Source organism: Gordonia sp. GONU (assembly GCF_024733855.1).
Classification (GTDB): domain Bacteria; phylum Actinomycetota; class Actinomycetes; order Mycobacteriales; family Mycobacteriaceae; genus Gordonia; species Gordonia amicalis.
The window spans coordinates 114,764-139,115 of the sequence record NZ_JANRHB010000007.1; the positions used below are offsets into that span (position 1 = coordinate 114,764).

Here is a 24,352-nt window from a genome sequence, read left to right on the forward strand (position 1 = left end):
TTCACCCTGGTCACGCTACCCGAGCAAGCATGCTTCACCGAGCGCCGCCACCGCCCAGAATCCGGGCCGCGCGGGCCAGGTCGGCACGGATCGCTGTCGCCGCCGGCCACCGGTTCACCGCCAGCACCGGCACCCCGATGGCGGGTACGGTCAGCGTCGCCTCGGCGTGGACATCCGTCCCACCGTCACCCCGTTCCTCGAAGCCCAGCGTCAGCACCGCGTCGACGCTCCGCCACCCGCCGACCTCGCGCCACAGCCGGTGCGGTTCGCAGTCGGTCACCTCCAAACGCGGTGCCACCCCGGGCACGACGGTGACGTCGGTCCAGCTGGTGCCGACGTCACCCGCCCGGTCGCCGATGACCTGCAGGTCGTCGATTCGACGCAGACTCGACTGCCACGCAGGCCGATTGCTCGGGTCGGTGAGATAGTCGAACGTCTCCGCGACGGGCGTCGGGAACGCGACGACGTCGTCGATGATCGTGAACCGGGCGGGGGACAGCATCAGCTGATGAGGCCGGCGAGCTGATCGATCTCCTCGATGGTGCGCGGGGAGACCAGCATCGTGGTGACGCCGGACGCTTCCCACACCTTGATCTGCTCGCGGACGTAATCGACGTCGCCGACGATCGCCGAGTCCTCGACGACGGCGTCGGGAATGATCTGCGCCGCTTCCTCTTTGCGATTCGAACGGAACAGCTTGGTCACCTCGTCGACGACGTCGGAGTACCCCATGCGGCGGTACACCTCGGCGTGGAAGTTGGTGTCCTCGCTGCCCATTCCACCCATATATAGGGCGAGGAACGGTTTGATGGCGTCGTAGGTCGCGGCGCGATCGTCGGTGATGACGATCTGTGCGGTCGCGATGATCTCGAAGTCCTCGCGGCTGCGTCGCGCGCCCGGCTTGGCGAATCCCTCGTCGAGCCAAGCGTTGTAGGTGTCGGCCATGCGCGGTGTGTAGAACAGCGGCAGCCAACCGTCGGCGATCTCGGCTGCGAGCGCGACGTTCTTGGGCCCCTCGGCGCCGAGCATGACCGGGATGTCGGCACGCAGCGGATGGGTGATCGGCTTGAGCGGCTTACCCAGCCCAGACGCGCCGTCGCCGTTGTACGGCAGGGGATAGTGCGGTCCGGCGCTGGCGACCGGAGCCTCCCGCGCCCACACCTGGCGCATGATGTCGATGTACTCGCGCGTGCGGCCGAGCGGTTTGGCGAACTTCTGCCCGTACCACCCCTCGACGACCTGCGGCCCGGACACGCCGAGTCCGACGATGTGCCGACCGCCGGACAGGTGGTCGAGCGTCAGCGCCGCCATCGCACAGGCGGTCGGCGTACGGGCCGACAGCTGCAGCACCGAGGTGCCAAGCCGTACGCGGCTCGTCGACGACCCGAGCCAGGCGAGCGGCGTGTAGGCGTCGGATCCCCACGCCTCTGCGGTGAAGATCGAGTCGAAGCCGGCCTGTTCGGCGGCGGTCACGAGGTCGGCGTGACCGGCCGGCGGTTGCGCGGCCCAATATCCCAGCTGCAGTCCGAGTTTCATGCGTTGGCACCGCCCGCCGTCTCGGCGGCCGCCTCGGCCGCGATCTGGTCGAACTGCGCACCCATCGCTTCGGCGAGGGCCTGCGCACCCGACAGCGGCCGGACCATGACCATGAAGTCGTCGATCTTGCCGTCGTCGTTGATGTGGATGAAGTCGCAGCCGGTGACGGCCTTGCCGTTGACGGTGGCCTCGAAGACCAGCGCCGAATCCCGACCGCCCTCGTCGTTGATCTCCCGGACGTAGCGGAAGTCGGTGAAGACGCGCAGCACGCCCCGCAGGATCGCCGAGGTGATCGCCTTGCCCGGGTACGGCTTGAACGCGACCGGGCTGGTGAACACGACGTCGTCGGCGAGCAGATCCTGCATCGCCTGCGCGTCACGTGCTTCGACGGCCTCTCGGAACTGCTTCATGCATGTCCTCCTCATCCACGGCGGGGACGCCGTTGTGCGTACTTCTCCGCTCGACGCTAACCGATCCCCGTCGCCGGGCGGGAGCCATCAACACGACGAGCGCCACCGCCAGCACCGCGATGCCCGCCCAACCGATCGCGGTGATCGATTCCGACAGCACGACGACCGCCAGCACTGTGGCGACCGCCGGCTCGATGAGGGTGATGGTGGTGGCGGTCGAACTGTCGATCCGTCCCAACCCACGGCTGAACAACACGTAGCCGAGGAACTGCGGCACGACGATCAGATAGCCGAGCACGGCAAGGCCTTCCGGATAATCGACCACCGACGGCACACAGACCGCGACCACCGGCAGCAACAGCACCCCGCCCAGTCCCATGACGCCACCGGCCGACGCCCCGCGGGCGAGCCCCTGGTTCATCAGGCGTCGCATCGCCCACGAGAACCCCGCATAGGTCGCGCCCGCGCCCAGCCCGAGTACGACACCCCAGGCCGACGCGGTGCTGCCGGTGACCGAGTCACCATGCGACGACTCGCTGCGCGACAAGGCCAGCGCAACGCTGCCGGCGATGCCCAGGGCGCACGCGACGCACCACCGCGTCGTCAACGCCCGACCCTCCGCCACCCGTTCGATCACCGCCGAGAACAACGGCGCCGACGCCAGCGACACCACGGTGCCCAGCGCCACGCCACCGATCCGCATCGAGCCGTAGAAGCACAGGGGGTAGATCGCCACGCACACGCCGCCCGCCAGCACCGTCGGCCACCGCTGCACCAACGACGGCCACTCGGCACGCACCGCGCGAGCGTTGATCGCACCCTGCAGCAATCCGCCGCCCGACATCGCGATGGCACCGATCGTGACCGCGCTGAGCGCGGGAGCCAAGGCAGCGACTGTTCCCGACGTGCCCCACAGAAACGCCGTCAGCATGACGGCGAGAATCCCGGCGCGTTCGGAGGCGCGCGCATGGGTCATGTGCGCGTGGGCATCGGATGCCGGGCGTAGAACTCGAGATGACGACGCGCCGCGTCCTCCCAAGTCAACGACGCGGCCAACGACCGGCCGGCGTCGACGCGCGTCGGGTCGGGCGTGAGCGCGTCCGCCAGCGCCTCGGCGAGCTCGGGCACCGTCGACGCGTAGGAAACCGTGTCGCCGAACACCTCCCGGAGAATGGGCAGCTCACGCGTCACCACCGGCCGCCCCGCGGACAGCGCCTCCATCGCGGCCAGTCCGAACCCTTCCTTGACCGATGGGAACGCGAACACCCGACTGGCCGCGACCAGCGACGGCAGCTCGTCGTCGGGCACATTGCCGAGGACGATCGGTTCGACCTCCAGTTCGGCCCGGCGACGGTCGAAGTCGGCGCGGTAGTCCCGATAGTCGAACAGCGTCTCCCCACCGGCGAAGACGAGCGACAGCTCCGGATGCCGTTCACGCAGCATCGCATACGCGTTGAGTAGGTCGATGCTGCCCTTGCGCGGCTCGATCCCACCGACGGCCAGCACGTACTCGCCGAGCTTGCCGGTCCACCGGGCGCGCGCCTCAACAGCTTCCGATACATCCGACGCCGCATCGGCAAACCGTTCGTACGCAACCCCATTGGGGATCACGTCCGGTGTCAGCCCCCAGCCGTGCTCAACCTCGTCGGCGACCGCCCGCGACACACAGATCCGCGCATACGGATTCACAACGGCCTTCTCATGGCATTCGACGAGAATCGGCGTCGTGAACTGATCGAGGTGATGGATCGTGCGGATGCACGTCCCAACGGCATTGGCGCTGATGCAGTCCTGGGCGTGCACGATGTCGTAGGCGCTCGCGTCGAAGGCCTCGCGCAGGGTGTCGATGGACCGCACGATGCGGTCGGTGATCGTCTCGTTCTCGCGATCGCCGAATGGCACGAGTCGCAACGCCACCGCCGGATCCACCGCGCGGAAGAACCCCTCATCACCGCCGCGTGCCAGCGACCAGACCGTCACGTCGACGCCGAGTCGCGCCATCGCCTCGGCCAGGTTCAGCGTGTGGACCACGCCGCCACGGGGTTTGGTGGAGTAGGTCAGCAGCGCGACGCGGAGTGAGGGGGAGTCCACACCGGTCATGATAGGTCCGCGATCGACCCGGCTTGACGTCTCGCGCTGCGGTAGGTGTCCGGGCGCAGTTCGGCGAGGTGGCTCAGCACGCGGCGGGCACGGTCGATCTCGGCGTCGACGTCGACGGTGACGCCGGCCAGTCCACCCTTGGACCGTGTGGTGGCGAGGATGTCGCCGCCGGGTCCGACGACCTTGGCCTGTCCGAGGAATCGCAGCGACCCCATCACGCCGGTCTGGTTCGACGAGACCACGAACACCTGGTTCTCGGCGGCGCGGGCGCAGTCGTAGAGGTCGAAGAGTCGTGACTGGCGGTCGGCGGGCAGCCGGGCGGCGCGGTCGGTCACGCTCGCCGGCCACGCGGACAGGGCAGCGATGATCCGCGCGCCGTCGAGGGCGAGGGTGCGGGCCGATTCCGGGAACGTCTTGTCGTAGTCGATGAGCATGCCGATCCGGCCGACCGGGGTGTCGAAGGCACGGAACTCGTCACCGGCCGCGTAGGCCAGGGACTCACCGGCGGGCTGGTGAACCTTTCGGTGCGAGCCGAGAATCCCGTCCCCGGACACGCACACCGCCGTGTTGAAATGCTTGTCGCCGCCGGCCTCGGTGTAACCGATACAAACCGTGGTGTCGCCTGCGGCGGCAATGATCGCGGCCAGTTCGGGTCCGTCGGGATCCAGCGCCGGAGGCAGCTCGTCGGGGTCGGGATTGCGCAGGTCGCCGAGGTAACCGCCCAGGGTGGCGTCCGGGAAGACGAGCAGGTCGACGCCATCGCGCGCGGCTGCTTCGACGATGCCGACGGCCTTGGACACACCGCGCTCCACGTCGCGGCCGAAGTGCGCGGCGAGAGCACCGAGGGTGGCAGTGCTCATGGTCGAACAGTACCGGCCGAGAACCGACGGGAAGGTCCGATCACGCGGCCCCCAGCCCGGTGACCGTCGACGCCACCACCACCGTCACCGCGCCGTCGGGCCATCGCAGGCGCACGCCCGGTTCCGCGGTGAGACGACCGCAGTCCGCGATTGTCAGGGTGCTCGGGGCAGGCGCCTCGGCGCGACGCCCCGGCCGATCAGTACTGAGCATCGCGTACCCGGGGAAGCACGTCAGCCACGCGCCCATCGACGCGTCGTTCGGTCGCGGCACGGCGGTCACGTCGAGTTCGGCGCCGGTGCCCGACGCCTCGGCGAGCATGCCAAGCGTTCCGGCGATCCCGGCCATGCTCACGTCCTTCGCGGCTGCAGGCGCGACCGTCGCGAGATGACCTGCCATCGCACACAATTCGTCGCTGCTTCGTGAACTCGTCGAGTCCCACTGGCGGTCGTGGTAACCCGGCCGCCACGATCCGCCGAGGTCGGCGTGCAGGGTCACGGTGTCGCCGACCGCGCCGCCACCGGCCCGCAGCGGGCTTCGGGTGGTCCCTAACGCCGTCACCGACAGCGCCGACGGCACGCCGACCTGGGTGTGACCGCCGAGAACGGGGGTCTGCCAGGCGCGTGCGGCTGCGGAGATGCCGCGGATGATGCGGGTGAGATGCGAGGTCGTGGGTGCGCCGACGGCGTCGAGCAGGCCGATCGGCCGTGCCCCCATCGCGGACAGGTCGTTGATGTTGACCAGCACCGAACACCATCCGGCCCATTCCGGATCGCGTTCGATCATCGACGGGATGATCGCATCGCAGGCTGCGATCACGTCGGTACCGGGCAACGGCACACCGTCGTCACCGCGGAAGCCGGCCGCCCCGAGTCCGCCGTCCTGGTCGGCGAACGGCGCAAGCGCTTCGGCGAGAACGGCCTTGGTGCCGTCGACGGTCCGCTGGATGCGGTCGATCGGCCACCGCATCTCCCGATGTGCCTGACCGGCGATCACCGGACCGGCCCCGCAGTCGTCCCAGCCGAGCCGCCGGAACATCCGTGCGTAGCGGTCCTGCACGGTGGCGTCGAACCGCAGTGCCCCCTCTTGTTCGATGTGCGCACACGCCGCCCGCACGAGTGCCGGACCGATCCCGACTGCGTGGCCGGGGTCGGCGACCACGAGCCGGCTGCCGAACCACCAGCCGATGTCCTCGGTGTCCGACGATCCGGGCCAGCGCACGGGCGCGACCCGAACACCGCCGGCGATCGTGCCGTCCGCCAACGTCGCGACGAGGACCACCGTGCGCGGATCGTCGTCGGTGTCATCGAGGTCGGTATGCGCGAAAAGCCCTTGCTGCTCGACGAATTCGCGGTGCCGCATCGCCCGGTAGGCAGCATGTTCGACGGCGGTGTCGGCGACCGTGATCAGGAAGTCCGGCCGCGCGGCGACGCGGCGTCGACCGGCGAGGATCGACAGTTCACCTCCGACGACGTCTGTGCTGGATGTCCTCATTCAGCCACCCACCGTCGGGAGGATGCTGCACGCACCACAGGCCGCGCATCCGGCGCGCTGATCCGCTCCCGCCATCCCGATGAGGGTGAGATGGCCCGCGACCTCGCGACTGATCTTCTCCACGATGGCCGGGTCCGGTGCCGGCGCATCGTCGACGTCGACGGCAAGCGTCCCGGCGTGGCGCCGGAACGGCACGATGAACGGGTAGACGCCCATGTCGGCGAGTTCCTTGGCGCCGGCGATCATCTCGTCGGTGTCCTCACCGAGCCCGACGAGAAGGTACGTCGACACCTGGTTCCGACCGAAGACGCGCACCGCTTCGGCCCAGGCGGCGCGGTACTCGTCCATCGACACCGACGACTTGCCGGGCATCCACCGACGCCGCACCTCGTCGTCGAGGGATTCGACGTGGATGCCGATCGCATCCGCGCCGGCTTCCCGCAGCTCGGCCAGCACGGCGAGGTCGGCGGGCGGTTCGCACTGCACCTGGATCGGAAGGTGGGGGACCGCGGCCTTGATCGCGCGCACGCATCGTGCGAGATGTCGAGCTCCGCGATCACGGCCATTGGTGGTGCCCGTGGTCATCACCATCTGGCTGATGCCGTCGAGTTCCACCGCGGCACGCGCGACCTCGGCCAGCTGCTCCGGCTTCTTCACCGCGATCGTCGACCCCGACCGCAACGACTCCTCAATCGAACAGAACCGGCACCGCTCAGACTCCTCGTAGCGGATGCACGTCTGCACCACCGTTGTCGCCAGGACATTGCGCCCGTGTAGACGGGCGATCTTCTCGTAGCTGATCCCGTCGGCGGTCTGCAGGTCGTAGAACCGGGGACGCCCGATCGCCTCGACCTCGATGCCGACGTCCAACCCGTCGTACAGCACGCGGTCGCCGTCGAAGACGAACGGACTCTGCGGGTTCCGCGGGATCGCGGCGTGCAGTCCGTCGACCATCAGGTGGCCGTCGTCGCTCGGTCCGGCCCCGCCGGTCCGCTGCACCGGCGGTTCACCCCGAATCCCGATCAATGCCAGGTCAACTCGTGTGGATACCGTCATGGGTACTCCTAGGTCTTGTGCCGGATAGCGAGCATCTACTGCTCCCTGAGGTGCGTGGGGCGCTCTTGCTCCCTGAGGTGCGAGGAGCGCAATCGACGCCCCTCGCTCCCTGAGGTGCGAGGAGCGCTAGCGACGAGCCACGAAGGGCGGGCGACGACCGCATCCCGCTCAGCCATCTACTGCGCCGCCGCCAACCGCGGGCGGTTCTCACCCAGAACACCGACGATGTGCTCCGCGACATACCTCGCATCCCGGTCGATTCCGAGGAACCGTCCCGATCCCCAGGTGTGCATCCACGGCAACCCGACGAAGCTCAGTCCGGGCACCTCGGTGATCCCGCGCGTCTGCATCGGGCGGCCCCCGCCGTCGAAGGCGCTGGCCTCGATCCACCGGTAGTCGGGTCGGTACCCGATGGCCCAGATGATCGACGTGACGCCGGCGGCCGTCAGATCCAACTCCACGGGGTCGACCTCCGGAGCCCACACCGGCTCGTACCGTGAGGGTTCCGGCGCCTCGATCCCCAGCGAGTCGATGTGGCGGTCGATGTCGGCGCAGATGGAGTTGTAGGTGGCGTCGGCCTTGTCCAGTGCGTCGGTGAGTGTCGGCGCGAACCGCAGCGTCGAATCCTTGCCGTCGGTGAGCAGGCCGTAGAGCTGCATGCCCTCGACGGCGAAGCGTCGGAGGTCGATGTCGCGGCCACCGTCGCGGCCGGTGACATAGTGGTTGGTCTTCTCCTGGGCGGCACGACCACCTGGGTACTCCTGCGTCGGAGTGTCGTAGAGCCCCATGTCCGAGAGCCACGTCATGCAGTCGCGTCCCCGGTAGAACCGCGCGACCCTCGGCGCGTTGCCGATCGCGAGGTGAACCTGCCGGCCGGCCAGGTGCAGATCTTCGGCGATCTGCGTGCCCGACTGCCCCGACCCGACGACGAGCACCGCGCCCTCGGGCAGCTGCTCAGGATTGAAGTACTGCTCCGAATGCAGCTGATGCATCGCCGGATCGAGCGCCGACGCGAACGGAGGGATGACCGGCAGCGGATACCCGCCGGTCGCGATCACCGCCTGATCACACGTCATTGCGCGGATGCCGTCCGGCCCGTCGAGGGTCACCTCGAACCGGTCAGCGCCCAGACGCTGCAGTCGGGTCACTCGAGTGCGTTCGATGAGTGGCGGGTCGAAGGTCTGCAACCATCCGGTCAGCCATTCCACAACCTCGTCGCGGGTCATGAACCCGTCCGGATCGGGACCGTCGTAGGCGTACCCGGGCAATCGACAATGCCAGTTGGGTGTCACCAGAGTGAAGTTGTCCCAACGCTTGTCGGCCCAGGCATGGACCGCGGTCTCCGCTTCGACGACGACGTGCTCGACCCCGGCCTGACCGAGGTACCAGCTGACCGAGAGGCCGGCCTGGCCGCCGCCGATGACGACGACCGGAACATGTGTGTTCATGAGCGCTCCCGAAGGTCGGTGGTGTGGGCGGGTAGCGGCGGGTACATCGAGACCACCTCGACCTCCGCCGAATCCGGATGCCGCGCAGCATCGTCGGCGATCTCTTCGGCGGATGCGGCAGCCGAGGTGCACGCGAAACCGAACTTCGCCCGCACGCGTGCGCTCGCCTCCTCGAGCGCGGTGGTGGCCCGCGCCCGGAAGTCGTCGACGCGGTACGACCCTGGTGCAAGGTGGTCGTGCAGCACGAGGCTGGGGGAGTAGTACTGGCGGAACTGCCCGTCGGGCCAGCGCACCTGGACGGTCATCTCAGGCATGAGCGAGGTCCCGCCAGGCGAGGTCGTCGGCCGTCTCCGGTTCGGTGAGCAGGCCGTACTTCTCCGGGCGGCGGTCCCGTAGGTGGAACATGCCGGCACGCATCGCGGTGAAGCTCTCGCAGATGTCCACCTCGGCCACCGCGAGTCCGCTGCCGAGCAGCGTGGTGTCGAGGATGTTGCCGCCCGGATCGACGATCTTGGCGTTGCCTACGTAACGCAACGATCCGAACGTCCCGCTCTGGTTCGACGCCACCCAGAACACCTGGTTCTCCAGGGCGCGCGCGGCGTCGAAGAGGTTGAACCGGTAGGTCCACCGGTCCTCCTGGAGGTTCTCGGCGGTGGCGGTGCGTGCGGCCGGCCAGGCCGACAGGCTGGCGATGATTTCGGCACCCTTGAGCGCCATGATGCGCGCGGCCTCGGGAAATGCCTTGTCGTAACAGATTTGGAGTCCGACACGCCCGATCGGGGTGTCGAAGACGCCGTATCCCTCGCCCGACGAGTACGACATGTTCTCGCCGAGTGGCTGGTGGACTTTCCGGTAACTGCCGTAGATCCGGTGGCCGTCGAGAACGGCGGCCGCGTTGTAGCGGGTCTCGCCGTCCTCGCCGAGTTCGCAGAACCCGATCGCCACCACCAGATCTCCGACGATGGACTGCACCCGCGCGATCTCGGGTCCGTCGAGGGAGATCGCCGGTGGCAGCGACCGTGCACTGTTCTTCCGGGTGTCGCCGTGATTGCCCAGTGACGACAGGTATCCGCCGATCGCCGCCTCCGGGAAGACCAGGAAGTCGACGCCGTGGGCCCGCGCCTCGGCGACATAGTGTTCGATTGTCGCGTAGTTCTGTTCGAGATCGCGGGTGAAGTTCGCCGCGACGGTTCCGATGATGGTCATAGGATGTCCCAGGTTCGGTGATGCGGAAAGTGTTGTGGCCTAGACCATGTACGTCGAGTTGATGATCGCGCCCTTGCGGGCGTAGTGGATGATGGCGTCCTGGACGTCGAGCGGGTGCGCCGGGATGACGCCCTCGATCAGGTCTTCCTCGCGGCCGCCGTGCAGCGCGAGGCCGAAGCGGCAGCAGAACACGGTGCCACCCTCGGAGATGAAGGTCTCGAGCGCGTTGTTGATGTTCTGCTCACCGGGGAAACCGGAGTCGCCGGTCGTCGGGAAACCCCGCGTGGCAAGGCAATTGATGGCACCGGGGCCGTAGAAGTACATCGCCGATTCGAAGCCTTTGCGCAGGGCGCGGGTCGCCTGCAGGACCGCGACGAAGGACACCGACGACTCGTGCGCGATGCCGTGCACCAGCGTGAAGTACGTTTCGCCGTCCTCGGCCTGGTAGTCCGGGAAGATCTTGGTGCCGCCGTAGATGTTGGACCCCTTGGGAAGTGAGGGATGCGGGATCTCCGCCAGCGACGCGGCGATGTTCTCGGAGATGGTTTGAGCGAAAGAGGGCACAAGGACTCCTGGATGGCGAGACGACGGCGCCTGGCGGCTCGGCGTGTGAGACGAATGCGGATCGGGCATCATTGCCCAAGAGCGGTGGATCGGAAGATTTCGATCTCATCGAGTAGCTGATCGCTACGAGAACCAGTTCACCCCTCGACGATTACCGGGTGGTTACCGCTGGAATAAATGGATGGCCGGTCTGCGTAACACGTCGCTCGACGCGCGCCCGTCCCTCAACCGCTCGTCAGGACAGCAGGATGGTCCGGCAACAAAAATGTCCGACGAACCGGTCGGGTCGGGGGTCTGACCGGTTCATCGGACGTAAGTCAGCATATCCTCTGCGTCGCCGCAGGTCGAGCGCGGGATCCGCAATTCTGTGACCTGTTTCTCACGGATTCCGGACGAACCCGACCTCTACGGCTCCGTAACCGTCGTTCGCCGTCGTCCACCTGGACGACACCGATCCCGTCCGCCGTGTCGCACGCTTCCGCCGGACGACGAGGCGCAAGCTGGACCCATGCTCACTGCGATCCTCTACGGACTCGTGACTGCGGTACCCATCGCGATCGGAGCCGCGATCGGTCTCCGGTGGGATCTCCCGGCGCGCGTCCTGGCAACGCTGATGGCGTTCGGTGCGGGCACGATGATCGCCGCGGTGTCCACCGAACTGTTCCAGCCGGCGTTCAAACAGGCCGGGATCGGCCTCGCCGGGGCTGCGCTGTTCCTCGGCACCGCGGTGTACGTGGTCGCCGACCATGTCGTCGAGACGAAGCTCGGTTCACGAGCCATCGGCCCGGCCCTCATGCTCGGTGTCTTTCTCGACGGCGTGCCCGAGAACAGCGCGCTGGGCGTCTCGCTCACCGCGGGCGGCTCGCTGGTGCTGGTGGTGGCGATCGCCGTCGGTAACGTCCCCGAGGCGGTCAGCGGTGCGTCGTTGATGAGACGCGAACACGACATGTCGCTGCGCTACGCGCTGGTGATGTGGGTGGCCACCGCCGCGGTCCTCATTGCGGTGACCGTCGGCGGTTACGCGGTGGCAGACGCCATCTCGCCTACCGCGATCAGCATCGTCCAGGCCTTCGCCGGCGGCGCAACCCTCGGCGTCCTCGCCAACGGCCTGATGCCCGAGGCCTATAGAGAAGGCGGCTGGTGGGTCGGCCTGGCCACCGCGGGCGGCTTCCTACTCGCGTTCGTCCTGGGGTGAGCCGACGACCTCAGTGCGTCTGCGTCGCGTCCGGGTCGCTGGCGACGTGGCCTTGAGCAAGGTCATGGAGCGACCGGAACACCCGCTTCGACGCCTCGGCCCAGGGCATCAGGATCGGGAACACATGGAACATCCCCGGTTCCTCGAGCGCGCGCGTGGGCACCTCGAAGTCCTCCAGTCGCGCTGCGAATTCCCTGATGCCGTCGCGGAACATCTCGTCCTTGCCCCAGCACACGAATGTCGGCGGGAACCAGTCCGGCTCCGGGTCGGCGTGGATGATCGAGACGCGAGCATCGTTCGGCTGCACACCATGTAGGTACGGCGTCACCGGGATGTTCCACGGCAGCACGTCGTACTGGGCGTTCTCGGTGATCGACGGGTGGTCGAGGTCGAGATCGATCTCGGGGGAGAACAACGCCATCGCACCGGGCTTGGGTAGACCCTGCTCGTGCAGGTGCGCCACGAGCGACGCGGCGAGCCCACCACCGCCGGAGTCGCCCGCGACGATGATGTGTTCCGGGCTCACCCCACGGCCCAGGAGTGCCTGGTAGACATCCGCGGCGTCGAGAACCCCGGCGGGAAAGGGGAATTCGGGTGCCATCCGATAGTCGGCGATGAAGACCTCGAACCCGGTGATCCGCACCAGCGACGACGCGAACGCCGAATACATGATCGGCGACGTCCCGATGTACCCGCCGCCGTGCAGGTACAGGATGGTCGCGCCGATCTCCTGCTTCTCCTCGTCCTCGTCGACGTAGGCGTCGGTACTCGCCTTCGCGCGACACCACAGGCCGGGGACGCCGCCGATGGTGTCGTCGGTGAGTTCCACCCCGTCGGTCAATTCGACGAACGGCGGCATCACCACGCGGCAGATCTCGTCGAGGATCTTCTCCATCGACCGGAATTCCTCGATCGGCAGACCCATCGAGTAACCCATGAACGTACGGATGGACTGGCGGGTGACAGACTGGCCGATGTTGTCCAACAGCCCCGACGGCCCCGACCACGGCCTCTTGAAGGGCACGCGCGCGAGCCCGCCGAGCATGCTCGACGCCAGTCCGGCGACGGCCAGCGCCGTCAGCGGTCCGGACGCGGTCTCGACCTCGGGACGATCAGCCATCACCATGATGCTCAGGGTAGCGAGGTGGGTCACCTGCGGCTGAACACACGACCACCGGACTGGGGTGCCGTCGCGGGGACGTGGCAGACTGTCGCGGGTCCCGTAGTCCCCGAGAACCCCGTGAGGCGGCGATGGAGATTTCTGCCTTCCCGGCTCAGCGCGAGGCCGGGCGACCTGCCGTGCCGTCGGAATCGGCGCAGGTCACGCTGGGTGACGCCCTCGAAGCGAACCGTGCGCTGCAGAAGTCGGCGGCGGTCAAGTTGTTCGCCGCGAACAACTCGGCTCTCTACGTCACCTTGATGGAGCGTCACCTCGACTACGGCACCAAGATGTCGGAGGTCGAGCTGACGATGCGGCTCGAACGCGACCTCGCCGAACTCGACCTCACCGACGACCAGCCCACCGGCCTGGAACTGGTCAAGCTGTGGGCCCGTCAGGGCTGGCTGCACCGCGTCACCGACACCACCGACCCCGACGCCCCCAACCTCTGCCACCTGACCAGCGAGGCCCGCACGGTCCTGGACTTCATGCGCCGCCAGCGCCGCGAGGACTCCATCGCCACCGGCGGCTCGATCACCGGCATCGCCGCCGAACTCCGCCGCGTCGCCGGGCAGGTCAGCAACGACCCCGAGACCATCCGCCTCGAGCTCGAGGCGCAGATGTCCGACCTCGACGCCGAGCTCGCCGACCTCGAAGCCGGCCGCCGACCACCGGTCGACCTGCGCGTCGCCGAGGACTCCGCCCGCGCGATCGGCTACCAGATGGAACAGATCATCTCCGACATCGGCCAATACGGCACGATGCTCGACCGCATCACCACCGCGCTGCTCGACGACCCGGGCGACTCCGACCTCGCCTACCGCGACCGTCAGCGCCAGCTCTTCGACGACTACGAGGCCCTGCTGCAGTCGTCGCAGTCGGCGTCGTACCAGGCGTTTTCCCAGATGATCCAGGACCCGGAACGTCGCGCCCGCCTCAAGGCCGACATCGACACCATCATCGAGAACTTCCCCGGCATGGACGCCGGGCTGCGGTCGGTGATGGACAACTTCTTCGGTCTGGTCACCCAGCAGATGGCCGAGGTCGGCCGCACCCGCCAGCGCTGTGCTCGTCGTATCCGACGCTTCGTCGCGTCGGGCACCCTCGAGCAGAGCCGCGGTCTGGCGCGACAGCTCAACGACGCCCTCGCCACCGCCAACGACCTACTCAAGTCCTCCCTAGCCGACCGTCGCCTCGGCTACGAGCTGCCGCTGGCCGCCCCGACCCTCAACTCGATCGGCCGCCTCGCCTTCGAGATCCGCGAACACGTCCCGCCCGCCCCAGCCTTGCCTGCCGGCGGCGCCGACACCGACCTCTCGGCCTTCGCGTCGATGACCGGTCAGGTCGACACCGTCGAACTGACCGAAACCGTGAACAACGCCGTCGCCGCCGGGCCGGTCGCCCTCACCGACGTCATCGAAAGTCTCGACGAGGCGTACCTCGCGCACGTCATCGTGCTCTGGTCCTGGGCCCAAAAGCAGATGGCAGCAGGGGAGAAGGTGCCGATGACCACCGTGCGCTTCCGGTCCCTCCTCGGGGAGGACCACGCCATCGAAGTCCCCGACCTGACCTTCACCGAACCGATTCCGACTGCGGAGGTCGACGCCGAATGACCAATTCTTCGCTCCCTGAGGTGCGAGCGCAGCGAGCCACGAAGGGCGACCCTGAGGTGCAAGCCAACGCCAACCCCTCGCTCCCTGAGGTGCGAGCGCAGCGAGCCACGAAGGGCCCCGATCTCCCCGACGAATTCGCCGGCTTCGACGATCTCCCCACCGTCGCCAACCGCGGAACCTCGCACGCGCCGAGCGCACCCCGCTTCGACGGCGACGTCAGCGAGCTGCCCGACCGCGCGTGCTGGGCCCTGCAGAACCTGCTGGCCCGCCGCTACGTCAGCGGCGACCGGCAGCCGCAGCTGTGGTCGTGGGTGTCGGAGTACCAGGATGTCCTGCGGGTCCGGCTGTCCGAACTCGACCTCCGGCTGCGCCTCGTCGACGAACTGCAGGTCGCCTTCGTCGAGCAGGCCGGCTACGACTCCCGTTGGGGCCGACGCATTCTCAAGCGCGAGACCGTCCACACCTACGACGCGATCCTGGCGCTGCACCTCGCCAAGTACATCCGCGCCGCCCGCGACGAGGACGCGCTGATCACCCGCGAGGAGATCCACGAACTCTTCGCCGGCGTCACCAACACCATCGACCGCGACCTCGCACTCTTCGACAAACGCATCGAGCGGGCCATCGACAAGATGGAAGAACTCGAGTTCCTGCGCAAGCAGCGCGACGACGCCGACACGTTCACCGTCAGCCCGGTGATCTCCGCGGTGATGACGGCGTCGGTGATCACCGACCTGCAGCGACAATTCGAGCAGTTCATCGGCGCCGGGGACACGGGGGAGGAGCCACCGGAGATCGCGGCCGACGAATCCACCCGGCCCGACGACGCCGAGAATGCGTACGGCGACGACGAAGGAGACGACTGGTGAGCGTCGACCAGTACCACCTGTCCCGGTTGCAGCTGATCAACTGGGGCGTGTTCGACGGGTATCACTCGATCCCGTTCAGCTCCAACGGTTCTCTGATCACCGGGTCGTCGGGTTCTGGCAAGTCGTCGTTGCTCGATGCCATCTCGCTGGCGTTCCTGCCCGACCACCGCCGCAACTTCAACGCCTCGGGCGACGCCACCGCCGCCGGGTCGTCGAGCGGTAAGCGCACCGTCGGCAAGTACGTGCGCGGCGCGTGGGGCGAGCGACGCGACGGCACCAACGCGCACCGCGAGATCATGTACCTCCGCGGCACCGGCCCGGCGTGGGCGGCCATCGCGGTCACCTACACCTCCACCTCGGGCACCGCCATCACCGGCCTGGTCCTCAAGTGGCTGGCCGCCGGCAAGATGACCGACGCACACAGCTCGTACTTCATCTACGACGGCGACGCCGACATCGTCGAGGCCTGCAACGAGTGGGCCGCGGCCAACTACAACTCGGCCAAGTTCCGCGACCGCGGTTGGCGCGGCGGACCCGGCGAGGGCAAGTACCTCTCGACGCTGTACTCGCTCATCGGGATCCGCGGCTCCGACGCCGCGCAGCAGCTCCTCGGAAAGGCCAAGTCGCTCAAGAGCGTCGGCGGTCTCGCACAGTTCGTGCGCGAGTTCATGCTCGACGCCCCGACGTCCATCGTCGGCATCGCCGACGCCCTCGAGCAGATCGACCCGCTCGTCGAGGCCCGAGAGCTGCTCGACGTCGCGCGCCGCAAGCGCACCATCCTCGGCAACATCGAGGAAGTGCACGAGCGGTACGCGACCGAGTCGGCCACCTTCTCCGTCCTCGACACCATCGACAGCACCACCATCCGCAGCTACGTCAACAATCTGCGGATCCGCAACGCACAGCCCGAGGTCGCCGACCTCGACGACCAGATCACCCGCCTCGACGGTGATCTCGCCGCGCTGACCACCCAGCACGACCAGCTACGCCAGGACCACAGCCTGCTGCTGGCCCGCATCGCCACCTCCACCGGCGATCTCGCCCCGCTGCGCGAACAGCTCGGCGGCGCACAGAAACTCAGCACCGAAGTCACCGCACGACGAAACTCGTACGAGGACAAGGTCTCCGCCCTCGGATTCAGCCCGCCGACCAACGCCGAGGGCTTCTGGTCGCTGCGCGAGGAGCTCATCGAAGAGGCCACCAAGATCGACGGCCAGCTCGACGCCGGTCGCGCCCACTACGCCGAGGCGCTCGCCCGTGAGGTCGCCGCCCGCAGCCGCCGCGACACCGCACAGGAAGAACTCGGCCGCGTCGAACAGGCCGGATCCGCGCTGCCGCGTACCGAACACGAGATGCGCCGCGTGATCGCGCACGCGCTGCAGATCGACGAGTCCGAGCTCAAGTACGTCGCCGAACTCGTCGAACTCGACCCCGACGAGGAACGTTGGCGGCTCGCCGTCGAGAAGGTCCTGCGCAACGCTGGCCTGCGGCTGCTGGTGCCGGACAAGCACTTCCGCTCCGCGCTTCGGTTCGTCAACTCGCACGACATGCGTGGCCGGATTCAGCTGCACCAGGCCGAGACCCGCCCGATGCCCGACGTCGAGCCGGGCACCCTGGCGTCCAAGCTGCGTTCCGTCGACCCCGGCCATCCCTGTGCGGCCGAGGCGATGACCGTGCTCGCGAAGCTCGGCAACCACATGTGCGTCGACAACCCGGGGGAGTTCTCCCAGTATGCCAAGGCCGTCACCGACCAGGGTCTGCGCAAGGATTCGGCGAAGCTGGCCGTCAAGGACGACCGCCAGCAGCTGCGCCGGTCGCAGTACATCTTCGTCGGCGACGTCGAATCCAAGATCTCCGCGCTGCGTGACGAACTCGCCTACGAGGAGCGCGCTTTCGAGGACGCCCGCGAGGACTGCGCCGAACTCGACCGCGAACGTTCCGCCAAGGAACGACGCCGCGACGCCTACCGCCGTGTGTGCGAGCAGTTCACGCAGTGGAACGAGATCGACGTCGACTCCGTCGATGATCGCGTCGACCAGCTCACCGACCAGTACGACCTCCTCATGGAGGAGCACCCCGACGTCGAGGCCCTGCAGCGCAAGGCCGAAGACCTCTGGGAGCAGGTCCGCAACGCGATCTCGCAGGCCGCGCTGGTCAAGGACAAGATCGCCCGCCAGGACGAGCGCCGCACCCAACTCCTCGACCTCATCGACCGGCTCAAGCCCGAAGACGTTCCCGCGCAGGCGGAGAAGACCCTCGACGGTTTCCGCGAGGACCTCTCGGCGACCCTCGACGTGCTCAACCCCGAGCCGTACCGCCAGGAGATCGTCAAGGCTGCCGGCCGCGAGCGCGACCGCATGCGGTCCGACGCCCGACGCTCCCGCGATGAGCTGGCCCGGATCCTCGACACCTATGACGAGGAATTCCCGGACGCCATCCCCAACGACAGCGACGACTTCGACGAGCGCATCCACGACTACGTCGCCGTCTGCCGCCGCATCGACGAACGCGAACTGCCGTCCGCCTACGAACGGATGCGCCGCCTGATCACCGAGCAGGCCCCCGGCGCGATCCTGGGCCTTCACATGGCCGCCGACGCCGAGGAACGACGCATCGTCGAACAGATCGAGCGCGTCAATACCGGCCTGGGTGCGGTGGCGTTCAACCGCGGCACGCGCCTGCGGCTGGTCCCTGGCCGCAAGAAGCTCGCCGCTGTAGAGGAACTGACCGAGAAGGCCCGCCAGATCTCCAACCGCGCAACGGCGGTGAGCTTCGGCGACGAGCAGGCCATCCTCGAGCAGTACTCCGACATCCTGCTCCTGCGCGAACGCCTCGCCGGCAACACCCCTGAGGACCGCCAGTGGACGCGCGACGCCCTCGATGTACGTAACCGCTTCGACTTCTACTGCGAGGAGCACGACGCCGAGAGCGGAGAGACCATCCGCACCTACTCCAACGCCGGCGACAACTCCGGTGGCGAGCAGGAGAAGTTGATGGCGTTCTGTCTCGCGGGTGCACTGAGCTTCAACCTGGCCAGCCCGCACGGCAACGACAACCGGCCGATCTTCGCGCAACTGATGCTCGACGAGGCGTTCTCGAAGTCCGACCCGCAGTTCGCTCAGCAGGCGCTGTCGGCGTTCCGCAAGTTCGGGTTCCAGCTGATCATCGTTGCGACCGTGCAGAACACCAGCACGATCCAGCCGTACGTGGACAACGTGGTGATGGTGTCGAAGACCGAGGTCGGGCCGGAGTTGCGGCCAGTTGCCACGGCTACGTCGACGACGATCAAGGCGTTCTCGGAGTTGCGGCGGTCGGGGAGTCAGTTGTCGGTATAGGTCGACGATCCCGCTAAATCACAGATCCCAGACTTGGTCCGGGTCATCGAGCGCTGCTCGAATCTGTCCGAGGTCGGCCAGGTCGGCGAGCGGCGAGCTTTTTGCGATGTCGACGACTCCGTTCACGACATCGCGGATGACCTGCGAATCGCCTGAATCGAGTGCGTTGTCGAGACGCTCGAAGAGCGCGGCGAAAGTGGCGCGACGCTCTGCGAACGTCGCATCGAAGTACTGTCGAAGGACGCCTTCGGCCGCTTTGATCCGAGCAACCTCGGTGCTCTCGTAGGCAGCGATGCGAGCCTGCTTCGTGTTCTCGGTCGCGTGAACGGTGATGCACTCACGAGCAGCGTCAACGAGCTGATTGAGTGCGGCCAGACCGTCGATTCCAGCCGGCACTCGTAACCCAGTGTTCTTTGGCCGTAGGACTTCTCCGCTGAGCGGTTTCTTGTTATCAGTCATGTGTCAACTCGGTTCTCTCGATCGCGGTAGCGCTCGCCGATGCGGTATCACCGGTTGACGCAGGAGCAGAGGACTCTGCTTTTCGTGGATGCGCAGGCCGGTACTTCACGGTCAGCGCGTGGCCAGCGTCTGTTAGTTCGCCACCTTCGTCGAGTACCGGCGTTGTCGCGATGTCCATGACGGCCTTGACCAGAATCATAGATTGTTGAAACACGGGGGCGTGGAGTTCTGGATCGAACGTCTCGGCCTCGAGTTCGTCAAGCGCAGCAGTCGCCTTCTGCGACATGTCTGCGAGTAGCTCGCTCAGTTCGTTCACGCGTGCCTCGACTGCTTCAAGTGCGGCGTCTGCCACGCCGAGCTTCTCGATTTCGACTGCTATCTTCGCGTGATACTCGCGAGCCTGAGTGCCAGCCTTCTTCCCCTTGCCGTTGATGACGAATCCTGCGGCGAGTAGCCCAGGACCGAATGTCACAAAGTTAAGGGCGAGGGCACCCAGCGCGACACCGCCACCCCCAGCGGCGAGCGCACCGCCACCCAGCCACGCCAACGTAGCGCTCTCGGCTGCCACCCCCGAAAGGCCGGAGATTGCGGCGCCTGTACTGGCAACACCGAACGACGAAATCGCGGTGGTAGTAGCCGCGCTGGTGCCGAGCCCGGTCGCGACCGAGCTGATCACCCCACGCACCCATTCGGCAGCCGAAAGATCGAGCGAGCTCTTGCCGGCCACCAAGTTCACGCTGGCCTCGAGTCCGTCTGCGAGCAACTTCTCGTTGTCGCGCACTTTCTTCTCATTCCGAATGAGGAAGTCGTGCATGCGTAGAACGACATCTCGGAGTGCTGTCTCTTGCTCGGCCCCGTAGCTGACAATTCGGTCGTTGACGGCACTCACGAACGCTTCGCTCTCGGCACGACGCGATTCGTAGAGGCTTCGAGCGGCGTCGAGCTCGCTCTTAGCCTTCTTGATGTCGTAGGCGCCCTTACCGCCAAGCGCGACGCCGCCACTGCCGGCTGCGGCGCCGACAGCGATAGCGACGAGGGGGATCAATGGCAGGACCATAGGACACCTTTCTCGATGTGGCCATGAGTGTTACACAGAAGTCGGACAAGTCAGATGGTTGTACGTGAACGTTTCGAATAGGATGCGGAGGGTGACTACCGTCGAGACCCCCGAGCAGCCAACCAAATCGCATGGTCGATCTCCCATGCCGTGACGTTCCGACCAAGCTTGGCTGAAACGCGAGCTACCGTGCCAAGGATGAGCCTCTCGGCTTGCAAAGGGTCGCCGTCGAAGCCGTTCCGCGACAACCAACGAAGGACCATCCGGTCCGGCTTGATCTTCTCGTCGTCTCCGATGAGCATCCAGAGGTAGCTTCGCCGGATCCCGAACTGGCCGTCACCTGGCACGGTGGCCAGCGCGTCGTCGACGACCTGGACCTCTTTCGAACGGCTAAGCAGGGCTATCCCGTCGTCGAGAGTCGCGACCTGGTGGGAAGCGAGGATCTGTGCGTAGCGTAGGGCGGCTTCGGCTTTCACGATGCCGCCGCGGGTTGAGGTCCGCTGACGGTTCGTTACTCCGAGCAGTTCTTCGACCTCCAGCGAGGCCAAACGCGTTAGTGGAAAGTAATCGGCAGGCAGGGGAGCTTCGATGGGGACAAGCGCCTGCGGTATCGCGTATGCCGTTGCGAATCGGTGCACCAAAGGAGTGACGACCCTGTCGTAGTTTGCTCCTATGCTCCAAACGGCATCAAGCACGCAGAGCGAGATACTGCTCCAACGGTGAGTTCGGGGCGAGGGATCGAGTGCGACGATCGCGTCGATCAGCCGATCGGTTGAATGAGCTTGCGCTGACAATGGATAACCCCTCGTAGACACTCAGTGTGCTGTCGACGCCCGTATCGGTGAGTTCCCTCGGGTCGTTACCACGCGAATCCGTCCGGACCGTCGGCGGGAGCAACTAGTGTTCGACACGCAGACCCAATTCGGCTGCGCGCGACTCCGTAACGCCGACGGAGTGGCGGGCGACACGATGAGCGTCTGTGAATCGAGCAGGTGCGATGTCGAGCGGCCCGACTCGGCTAACCGGGTAGGCCCACGGAAGGGGTATATCAATGTCGAGTCTCGCCTGGCTGGACACCTCACCTGACGACGAACGACGCATGCGTGAGATCGTCAAGATGTTCAGCGACACCAGCACCCTCGACGACCTGGGCATCGGCCAGGTCCGCGACGGGCTCGCCGACCTTCTGTTTCCCGGGACTTCGACGGTCCACACTCGGCCGCGCTACTTCCTGATCATCCCGTGGATCTTCGAACGAGCAGCGGCCAAGAACACAGGAACAATGGTCGTCTCGAAAGCTAACGACGAGGAACGCAAACTCATCGAGGTTCTGCGCTCGCCGTCACCTGTTCGCGGCATGATCGGCTCCCGCGCAGGCAAGGCCGTCCAGAACCTCCCGTCGAGCATCTACTGGTCCGCCCTGCAGCGCTATCAGATCCTCACCGATGCTAAGGCCCTGCGCTGGGATATCGGCGTCCGCCCACCAGCCGACTTCCCCAAGTCACTCGCCGGTGGACTCGACCTCACCCACGACGAAGCCGAGTGGCTCCGTGAACGCATCATGGTCGCCGCGCCCGGCACATACCTCGCGTACCTCCTGGCCAACGGACTCGAGACCGACCCCGACGAGGCCAACCAATCCTGGCAGCACCCCGCTCTACTCACAGCGCCAACCGAGCTGAAAGACGCCGTGGAACACGCGCGCCTGTTTTCTCTCACCATCAACGGCGCAACACTCATCTACAACCTGCTGATCGCCGAACGCTTCGACCCCGGCCGAGTAGACGACGGGAATTGGGCCGACCACTACACCGAACGCCTGACCGACTGGGCCGACGAGATCGAGCGTAACCGAACCGAACTGACTAGCTGGGATCTGGACGACTTCTGGACGACCGTCCTCCTCGGCAGGAACGGCAACCCAGTCGCACCCGGCACGATGATCTTCATCAACGAGTGGATCAGTGAGGTGCGTCACCGCGACCCGCACTCCATGTCGACCGATCCAGACATCCGTCGGACGATTGCCGAGCGCGAACGCAAGAACAAGGGCGAGCTGTCACGCCTGACCAACGATCGCCAGATCAAGAACTGGGGCGGCTCGTCGGGATCAGCGCGTCTCAACTTCCGTTGGCAGATCGTCCAGACTCTCCTGGCCGACATCAAGGACGGACTTGCCGATGCTCCCGCCTGACAGCCGTACCACGCTGCTCAAACAACTCGTGCCGCCGCCGGGATTCGCGTTCGACCACCTCGTCGCCACCACCTTCACCCTGGACCTCGAGAGCGCGCTGCTCCCGTGCCTGGCGCTCGCCGGCAGCGCCAAGGTCGAATCCGCAGACAGCGTCGAAACCATTGCGGCGATCCGAGCGAGCATCGCTAGCATCGACATCTTCCACCAAACCGGACAGGTCGTCGTACCCAGAGACCGGGCGCGTCTGTTCTCGCTCCTCGAAAACTCGATCCATGGCATAACCCGCACCCGTGGCCTGTTCCACCCCAAGACCTGGCTCGGTGTCTATACCAACCACGACGGCGAACGACTCGTCCGACTCCTCGTGCTCAGCCGTAACCTCACCAGAGATCGATCCTGGGATGTCGCCCTCAATCTCGACGGCTGGATCACCACCCGTCCGTACGCGACCAACAGACCCCTCGCAGATTTATTGCGCTACTTGGCGTCCGCAGCCCCCATCAGCTTGAAGGCAGCACGCCGGAACCGACTGACGGAACTCTCCGAGACCATCCGATATGCCGAGTGGGACTTCCCACCTGACGTGACCGACCTCGCCTTCCACGTCTTCGGACTCCCGAACCGCCCGCAACCGAAACCTGACTTCAGCGGCTATAAGCACCTGCTCGTCTCGCCATTCCTGCAAGACAATGGAATCGAACGCCTCGCTGCCACCTCGAAGAACTCCCTGTCGGTCGTGTCGAGGCAAGAATCGCTCGACGGCCTCACCGCAGAATGGGGCGACTGGATCGATCATCCCTACGTCTTGAGTCCCACGGCAGGCATTCCGGCAGACGACGAAGAACCAGTCGCCGGCGCAACGCTCTTCACCGGCTTGCACGCCAAGCTTTACGCCATCGAACGAGCGAGACTCGCACACGTGTTCATCGGCTCCGCCAACGCCACACGCGCCGCCTTTGAAGACAACGTCGAGATCCTGGTTGAACTCACCGGCCGCACCAAGACCTATGGTGTCGACGCACTCTTGGGCACCGACGGATTCGGCTCGATTCTGGAAGCCGCGAAGATCAGCCCCGGCGCCGAGCGCGAGGACGACCCACAACTGGCGCTTGAGTCATACCTTCGCTCGGTGGCCGCTGTGCCTCTAACCGCGCACCTGTCACTCGACGATGACGATCACGCTCGTCTCGACATCAGCAGCACCGATCCGTGGCCCCACAACCCGGACGTCGCAAAGTCGTCGATTGCGCTCCTTACCGACCCATCCACCGAGACGACGGTGTCTACGGGGGACCAGGTAAGCGTTGCGTACTCAGACCTGCACCTGAAGGACGTCACCGCGTTCGTCGTCCTCGCTGTAGAGGATGCTCAGGGTCGACGTAGCGCCACGGTTGTCAAAGCCGACCTGGTCGGAGACGTCGGCCGCCGGCTCGACGAGATCATCACTCATGAAATCAGCAGTCCCGAAGCATTTCGGCGCCTGCTCTCTTTACTGCTCGCTTTCGGCAGTCCGGCCGGGGACGGCACCGACATCGACGGCGCGGGAGCCCGGCAGGGCGGCCGGTGGACGCAACTCGAACAGGGGCTGTTCGAGCAGATGCTGAAGGCATCGGTTGCTCGCCGCGAGATTCTGGACCAGCTCGCGGGAGTCGTCACGTCGATCATCGCCAAAGGCGACCCACACCAAGTACTTCCCGAAGGCTTCGAGCATCTGTGGTCGGCAATCGTCGCTGCGACGGAAATGGAAAGTGGTGCCAGTGTCTAGATCCCGATTCTCGGCCGCACCGTATCTCGCTGAG

At 66.5% G+C, this 24,352-nt stretch carries 22 protein-coding genes; 6 read left to right on the plus strand and 16 right to left on the minus strand.

The features are described from left to right. Window positions 1-34 precede the first annotated feature (34 nt). The 12 genes from NWF34_RS09335 to NWF34_RS09390 form a co-directional block, all read right to left on the minus strand. Window positions 35-502 carry an SRPBCC family protein gene (locus tag NWF34_RS09335; protein WP_005195001.1) on the minus strand — a complete coding sequence of 156 codons (468 nt, stop codon included), beginning with the start codon at window positions 500-502 and terminating at the stop codon, window positions 35-37. Beyond that, window positions 502-1,536 carry an LLM class F420-dependent oxidoreductase gene (locus tag NWF34_RS09340; RefSeq protein WP_204718231.1) on the minus strand — a complete coding sequence of 345 codons (1,035 nt, stop codon included), beginning with the start codon at window positions 1,534-1,536 and terminating at the stop codon, window positions 502-504. Before NWF34_RS09340 ends, NWF34_RS09335 begins: the two co-directional genes overlap by 1 nt. After that, window positions 1,533-1,946: a nuclear transport factor 2 family protein gene (locus tag NWF34_RS09345; RefSeq protein WP_204718232.1), complete on the minus strand. Its 414-nt coding sequence runs from the start codon at window positions 1,944-1,946 to the stop codon at window positions 1,533-1,535. Before NWF34_RS09345 ends, NWF34_RS09340 begins: the two co-directional genes overlap by 4 nt. Continuing rightward, window positions 1,912-2,922, minus strand: a complete 1,011-nt coding sequence (locus NWF34_RS09350) for a DMT family transporter (protein ID WP_258324783.1) — start codon at window positions 2,920-2,922, stop codon at window positions 1,912-1,914. The genes NWF34_RS09345 and NWF34_RS09350 overlap by 35 nt, the downstream gene beginning before the upstream one ends. After that, window positions 2,919-4,046, minus strand: a complete 1,128-nt coding sequence (locus NWF34_RS09355; protein ID WP_258324784.1) for an MSMEG_0565 family glycosyltransferase — start codon at window positions 4,044-4,046, stop codon at window positions 2,919-2,921. Before NWF34_RS09355 ends, NWF34_RS09350 begins: the two co-directional genes overlap by 4 nt. Next, a complete protein-coding gene (locus tag NWF34_RS09360; protein WP_258324785.1) occupies window positions 4,043-4,906 on the minus strand; it encodes a carbon-nitrogen hydrolase family protein in 864 nt (287 codons plus the stop codon). The genes NWF34_RS09355 and NWF34_RS09360 overlap by 4 nt, the downstream gene beginning before the upstream one ends. Before the next feature lie 40 nt (window positions 4,907-4,946). Next, a complete protein-coding gene (locus NWF34_RS09365) occupies window positions 4,947-6,398 on the minus strand; it encodes an MSMEG_0567/sll0787 family protein (RefSeq protein WP_258324786.1) in 1,452 nt (483 codons plus the stop codon). Continuing rightward, window positions 6,399-7,454 carry an MSMEG_0568 family radical SAM protein gene (locus tag NWF34_RS09370; RefSeq protein ID WP_258324787.1) on the minus strand — a complete coding sequence of 352 codons (1,056 nt, stop codon included), beginning with the start codon at window positions 7,452-7,454 and terminating at the stop codon, window positions 6,399-6,401. It lies immediately after the preceding gene. 176 nt (window positions 7,455-7,630) lie between these two features. Beyond that, a complete protein-coding gene (locus NWF34_RS09375) occupies window positions 7,631-8,902 on the minus strand; it encodes an MSMEG_0569 family flavin-dependent oxidoreductase (protein ID WP_258324788.1) in 1,272 nt (423 codons plus the stop codon). Further along, the gene (locus NWF34_RS09380) at window positions 8,899-9,216 is read right to left on the minus strand and encodes an MSMEG_0570 family nitrogen starvation response protein (RefSeq protein WP_005195020.1); all 318 of its coding nucleotides are present in this window, start codon (window positions 9,214-9,216) and stop codon (window positions 8,899-8,901) included. Before NWF34_RS09380 ends, NWF34_RS09375 begins: the two co-directional genes overlap by 4 nt. Beyond that, window positions 9,209-10,108 carry a carbon-nitrogen hydrolase family protein gene (locus NWF34_RS09385; protein ID WP_258324789.1) on the minus strand — a complete coding sequence of 300 codons (900 nt, stop codon included), beginning with the start codon at window positions 10,106-10,108 and terminating at the stop codon, window positions 9,209-9,211. Before NWF34_RS09385 ends, NWF34_RS09380 begins: the two co-directional genes overlap by 8 nt. Before the next feature lie 39 nt (window positions 10,109-10,147). Continuing rightward, window positions 10,148-10,672, minus strand: a complete 525-nt coding sequence (locus tag NWF34_RS09390) for an MSMEG_0572/Sll0783 family nitrogen starvation response protein (protein WP_258324790.1) — start codon at window positions 10,670-10,672, stop codon at window positions 10,148-10,150. A 508-nt stretch (window positions 10,673-11,180) separates the two neighbouring features. Here NWF34_RS09390 and NWF34_RS09395 point away from each other — a divergent pair. Beyond that, complete coding sequence (locus tag NWF34_RS09395; RefSeq protein WP_258324791.1) at window positions 11,181-11,867, plus strand: ZIP family metal transporter; 687 nt, start codon at window positions 11,181-11,183, stop codon at window positions 11,865-11,867. 10 nt (window positions 11,868-11,877) lie between these two features. Here the strand turns inward: NWF34_RS09395 and NWF34_RS09400 are convergent, their stop codons facing one another. Continuing rightward, window positions 11,878-12,993: an alpha/beta hydrolase gene (locus tag NWF34_RS09400; protein ID WP_258324792.1), complete on the minus strand. Its 1,116-nt coding sequence runs from the start codon at window positions 12,991-12,993 to the stop codon at window positions 11,878-11,880. Between the two features lie 125 nt (window positions 12,994-13,118). Between NWF34_RS09400 and NWF34_RS09405 the strand changes: the two genes are divergently transcribed. Genes NWF34_RS09405 through NWF34_RS09415 form a run of 3 tightly spaced genes read left to right on the plus strand, consistent with a single transcriptional unit; the run spans window position 13,119 to window position 18,843 of the window. Further along, window positions 13,119-14,639 (plus strand): DUF3375 domain-containing protein, encoded by a 1,521-nt coding sequence (locus tag NWF34_RS09405; protein ID WP_258324793.1) that lies wholly within the window; start codon window positions 13,119-13,121, stop codon window positions 14,637-14,639. Beyond that, window positions 14,636-15,508, plus strand: coding sequence for a DUF4194 domain-containing protein (locus NWF34_RS09410; protein ID WP_258324794.1), 873 nt, complete (start codon window positions 14,636-14,638; stop codon window positions 15,506-15,508). Before NWF34_RS09405 ends, NWF34_RS09410 begins: the two co-directional genes overlap by 4 nt. Beyond that, the gene (locus tag NWF34_RS09415; RefSeq protein WP_258324795.1) at window positions 15,505-18,843 is read left to right on the plus strand and encodes an ATP-binding protein; all 3,339 of its coding nucleotides are present in this window, start codon (window positions 15,505-15,507) and stop codon (window positions 18,841-18,843) included. The genes NWF34_RS09410 and NWF34_RS09415 overlap by 4 nt, the downstream gene beginning before the upstream one ends. Window positions 18,844-18,861: 18 nt before the next feature. On the opposite strand, the gene NWF34_RS09420 is transcribed toward NWF34_RS09415, so the two are convergent. The 3 genes from NWF34_RS09420 to NWF34_RS25365 form a co-directional block, all read right to left on the minus strand. Further along, a complete protein-coding gene (locus NWF34_RS09420; protein WP_258324796.1) occupies window positions 18,862-19,302 on the minus strand; it encodes a hypothetical protein in 441 nt (146 codons plus the stop codon). After that, entirely contained in the window at window positions 19,295-20,359 is a 1,065-nt protein-coding gene (locus NWF34_RS09425; protein WP_258324797.1) for a hypothetical protein, read from the minus strand. Before NWF34_RS09425 ends, NWF34_RS09420 begins: the two co-directional genes overlap by 8 nt. Before the next feature lie 95 nt (window positions 20,360-20,454). Continuing rightward, window positions 20,455-20,907, minus strand: a complete 453-nt coding sequence (locus NWF34_RS25365) for a hypothetical protein (protein WP_309148631.1) — start codon at window positions 20,905-20,907, stop codon at window positions 20,455-20,457. 503 nt (window positions 20,908-21,410) lie between these two features. Between NWF34_RS25365 and NWF34_RS09435 the strand changes: the two genes are divergently transcribed. Further along, the gene (locus NWF34_RS09435; RefSeq protein ID WP_258324799.1) at window positions 21,411-22,553 is read left to right on the plus strand and encodes a DUF6361 family protein; all 1,143 of its coding nucleotides are present in this window, start codon (window positions 21,411-21,413) and stop codon (window positions 22,551-22,553) included. Further along, window positions 22,540-24,318: a phospholipase D family protein gene (locus NWF34_RS09440; RefSeq protein ID WP_258324800.1), complete on the plus strand. Its 1,779-nt coding sequence runs from the start codon at window positions 22,540-22,542 to the stop codon at window positions 24,316-24,318. Before NWF34_RS09435 ends, NWF34_RS09440 begins: the two co-directional genes overlap by 14 nt. Window positions 24,319-24,352: the final 34 nt, after the last annotated feature.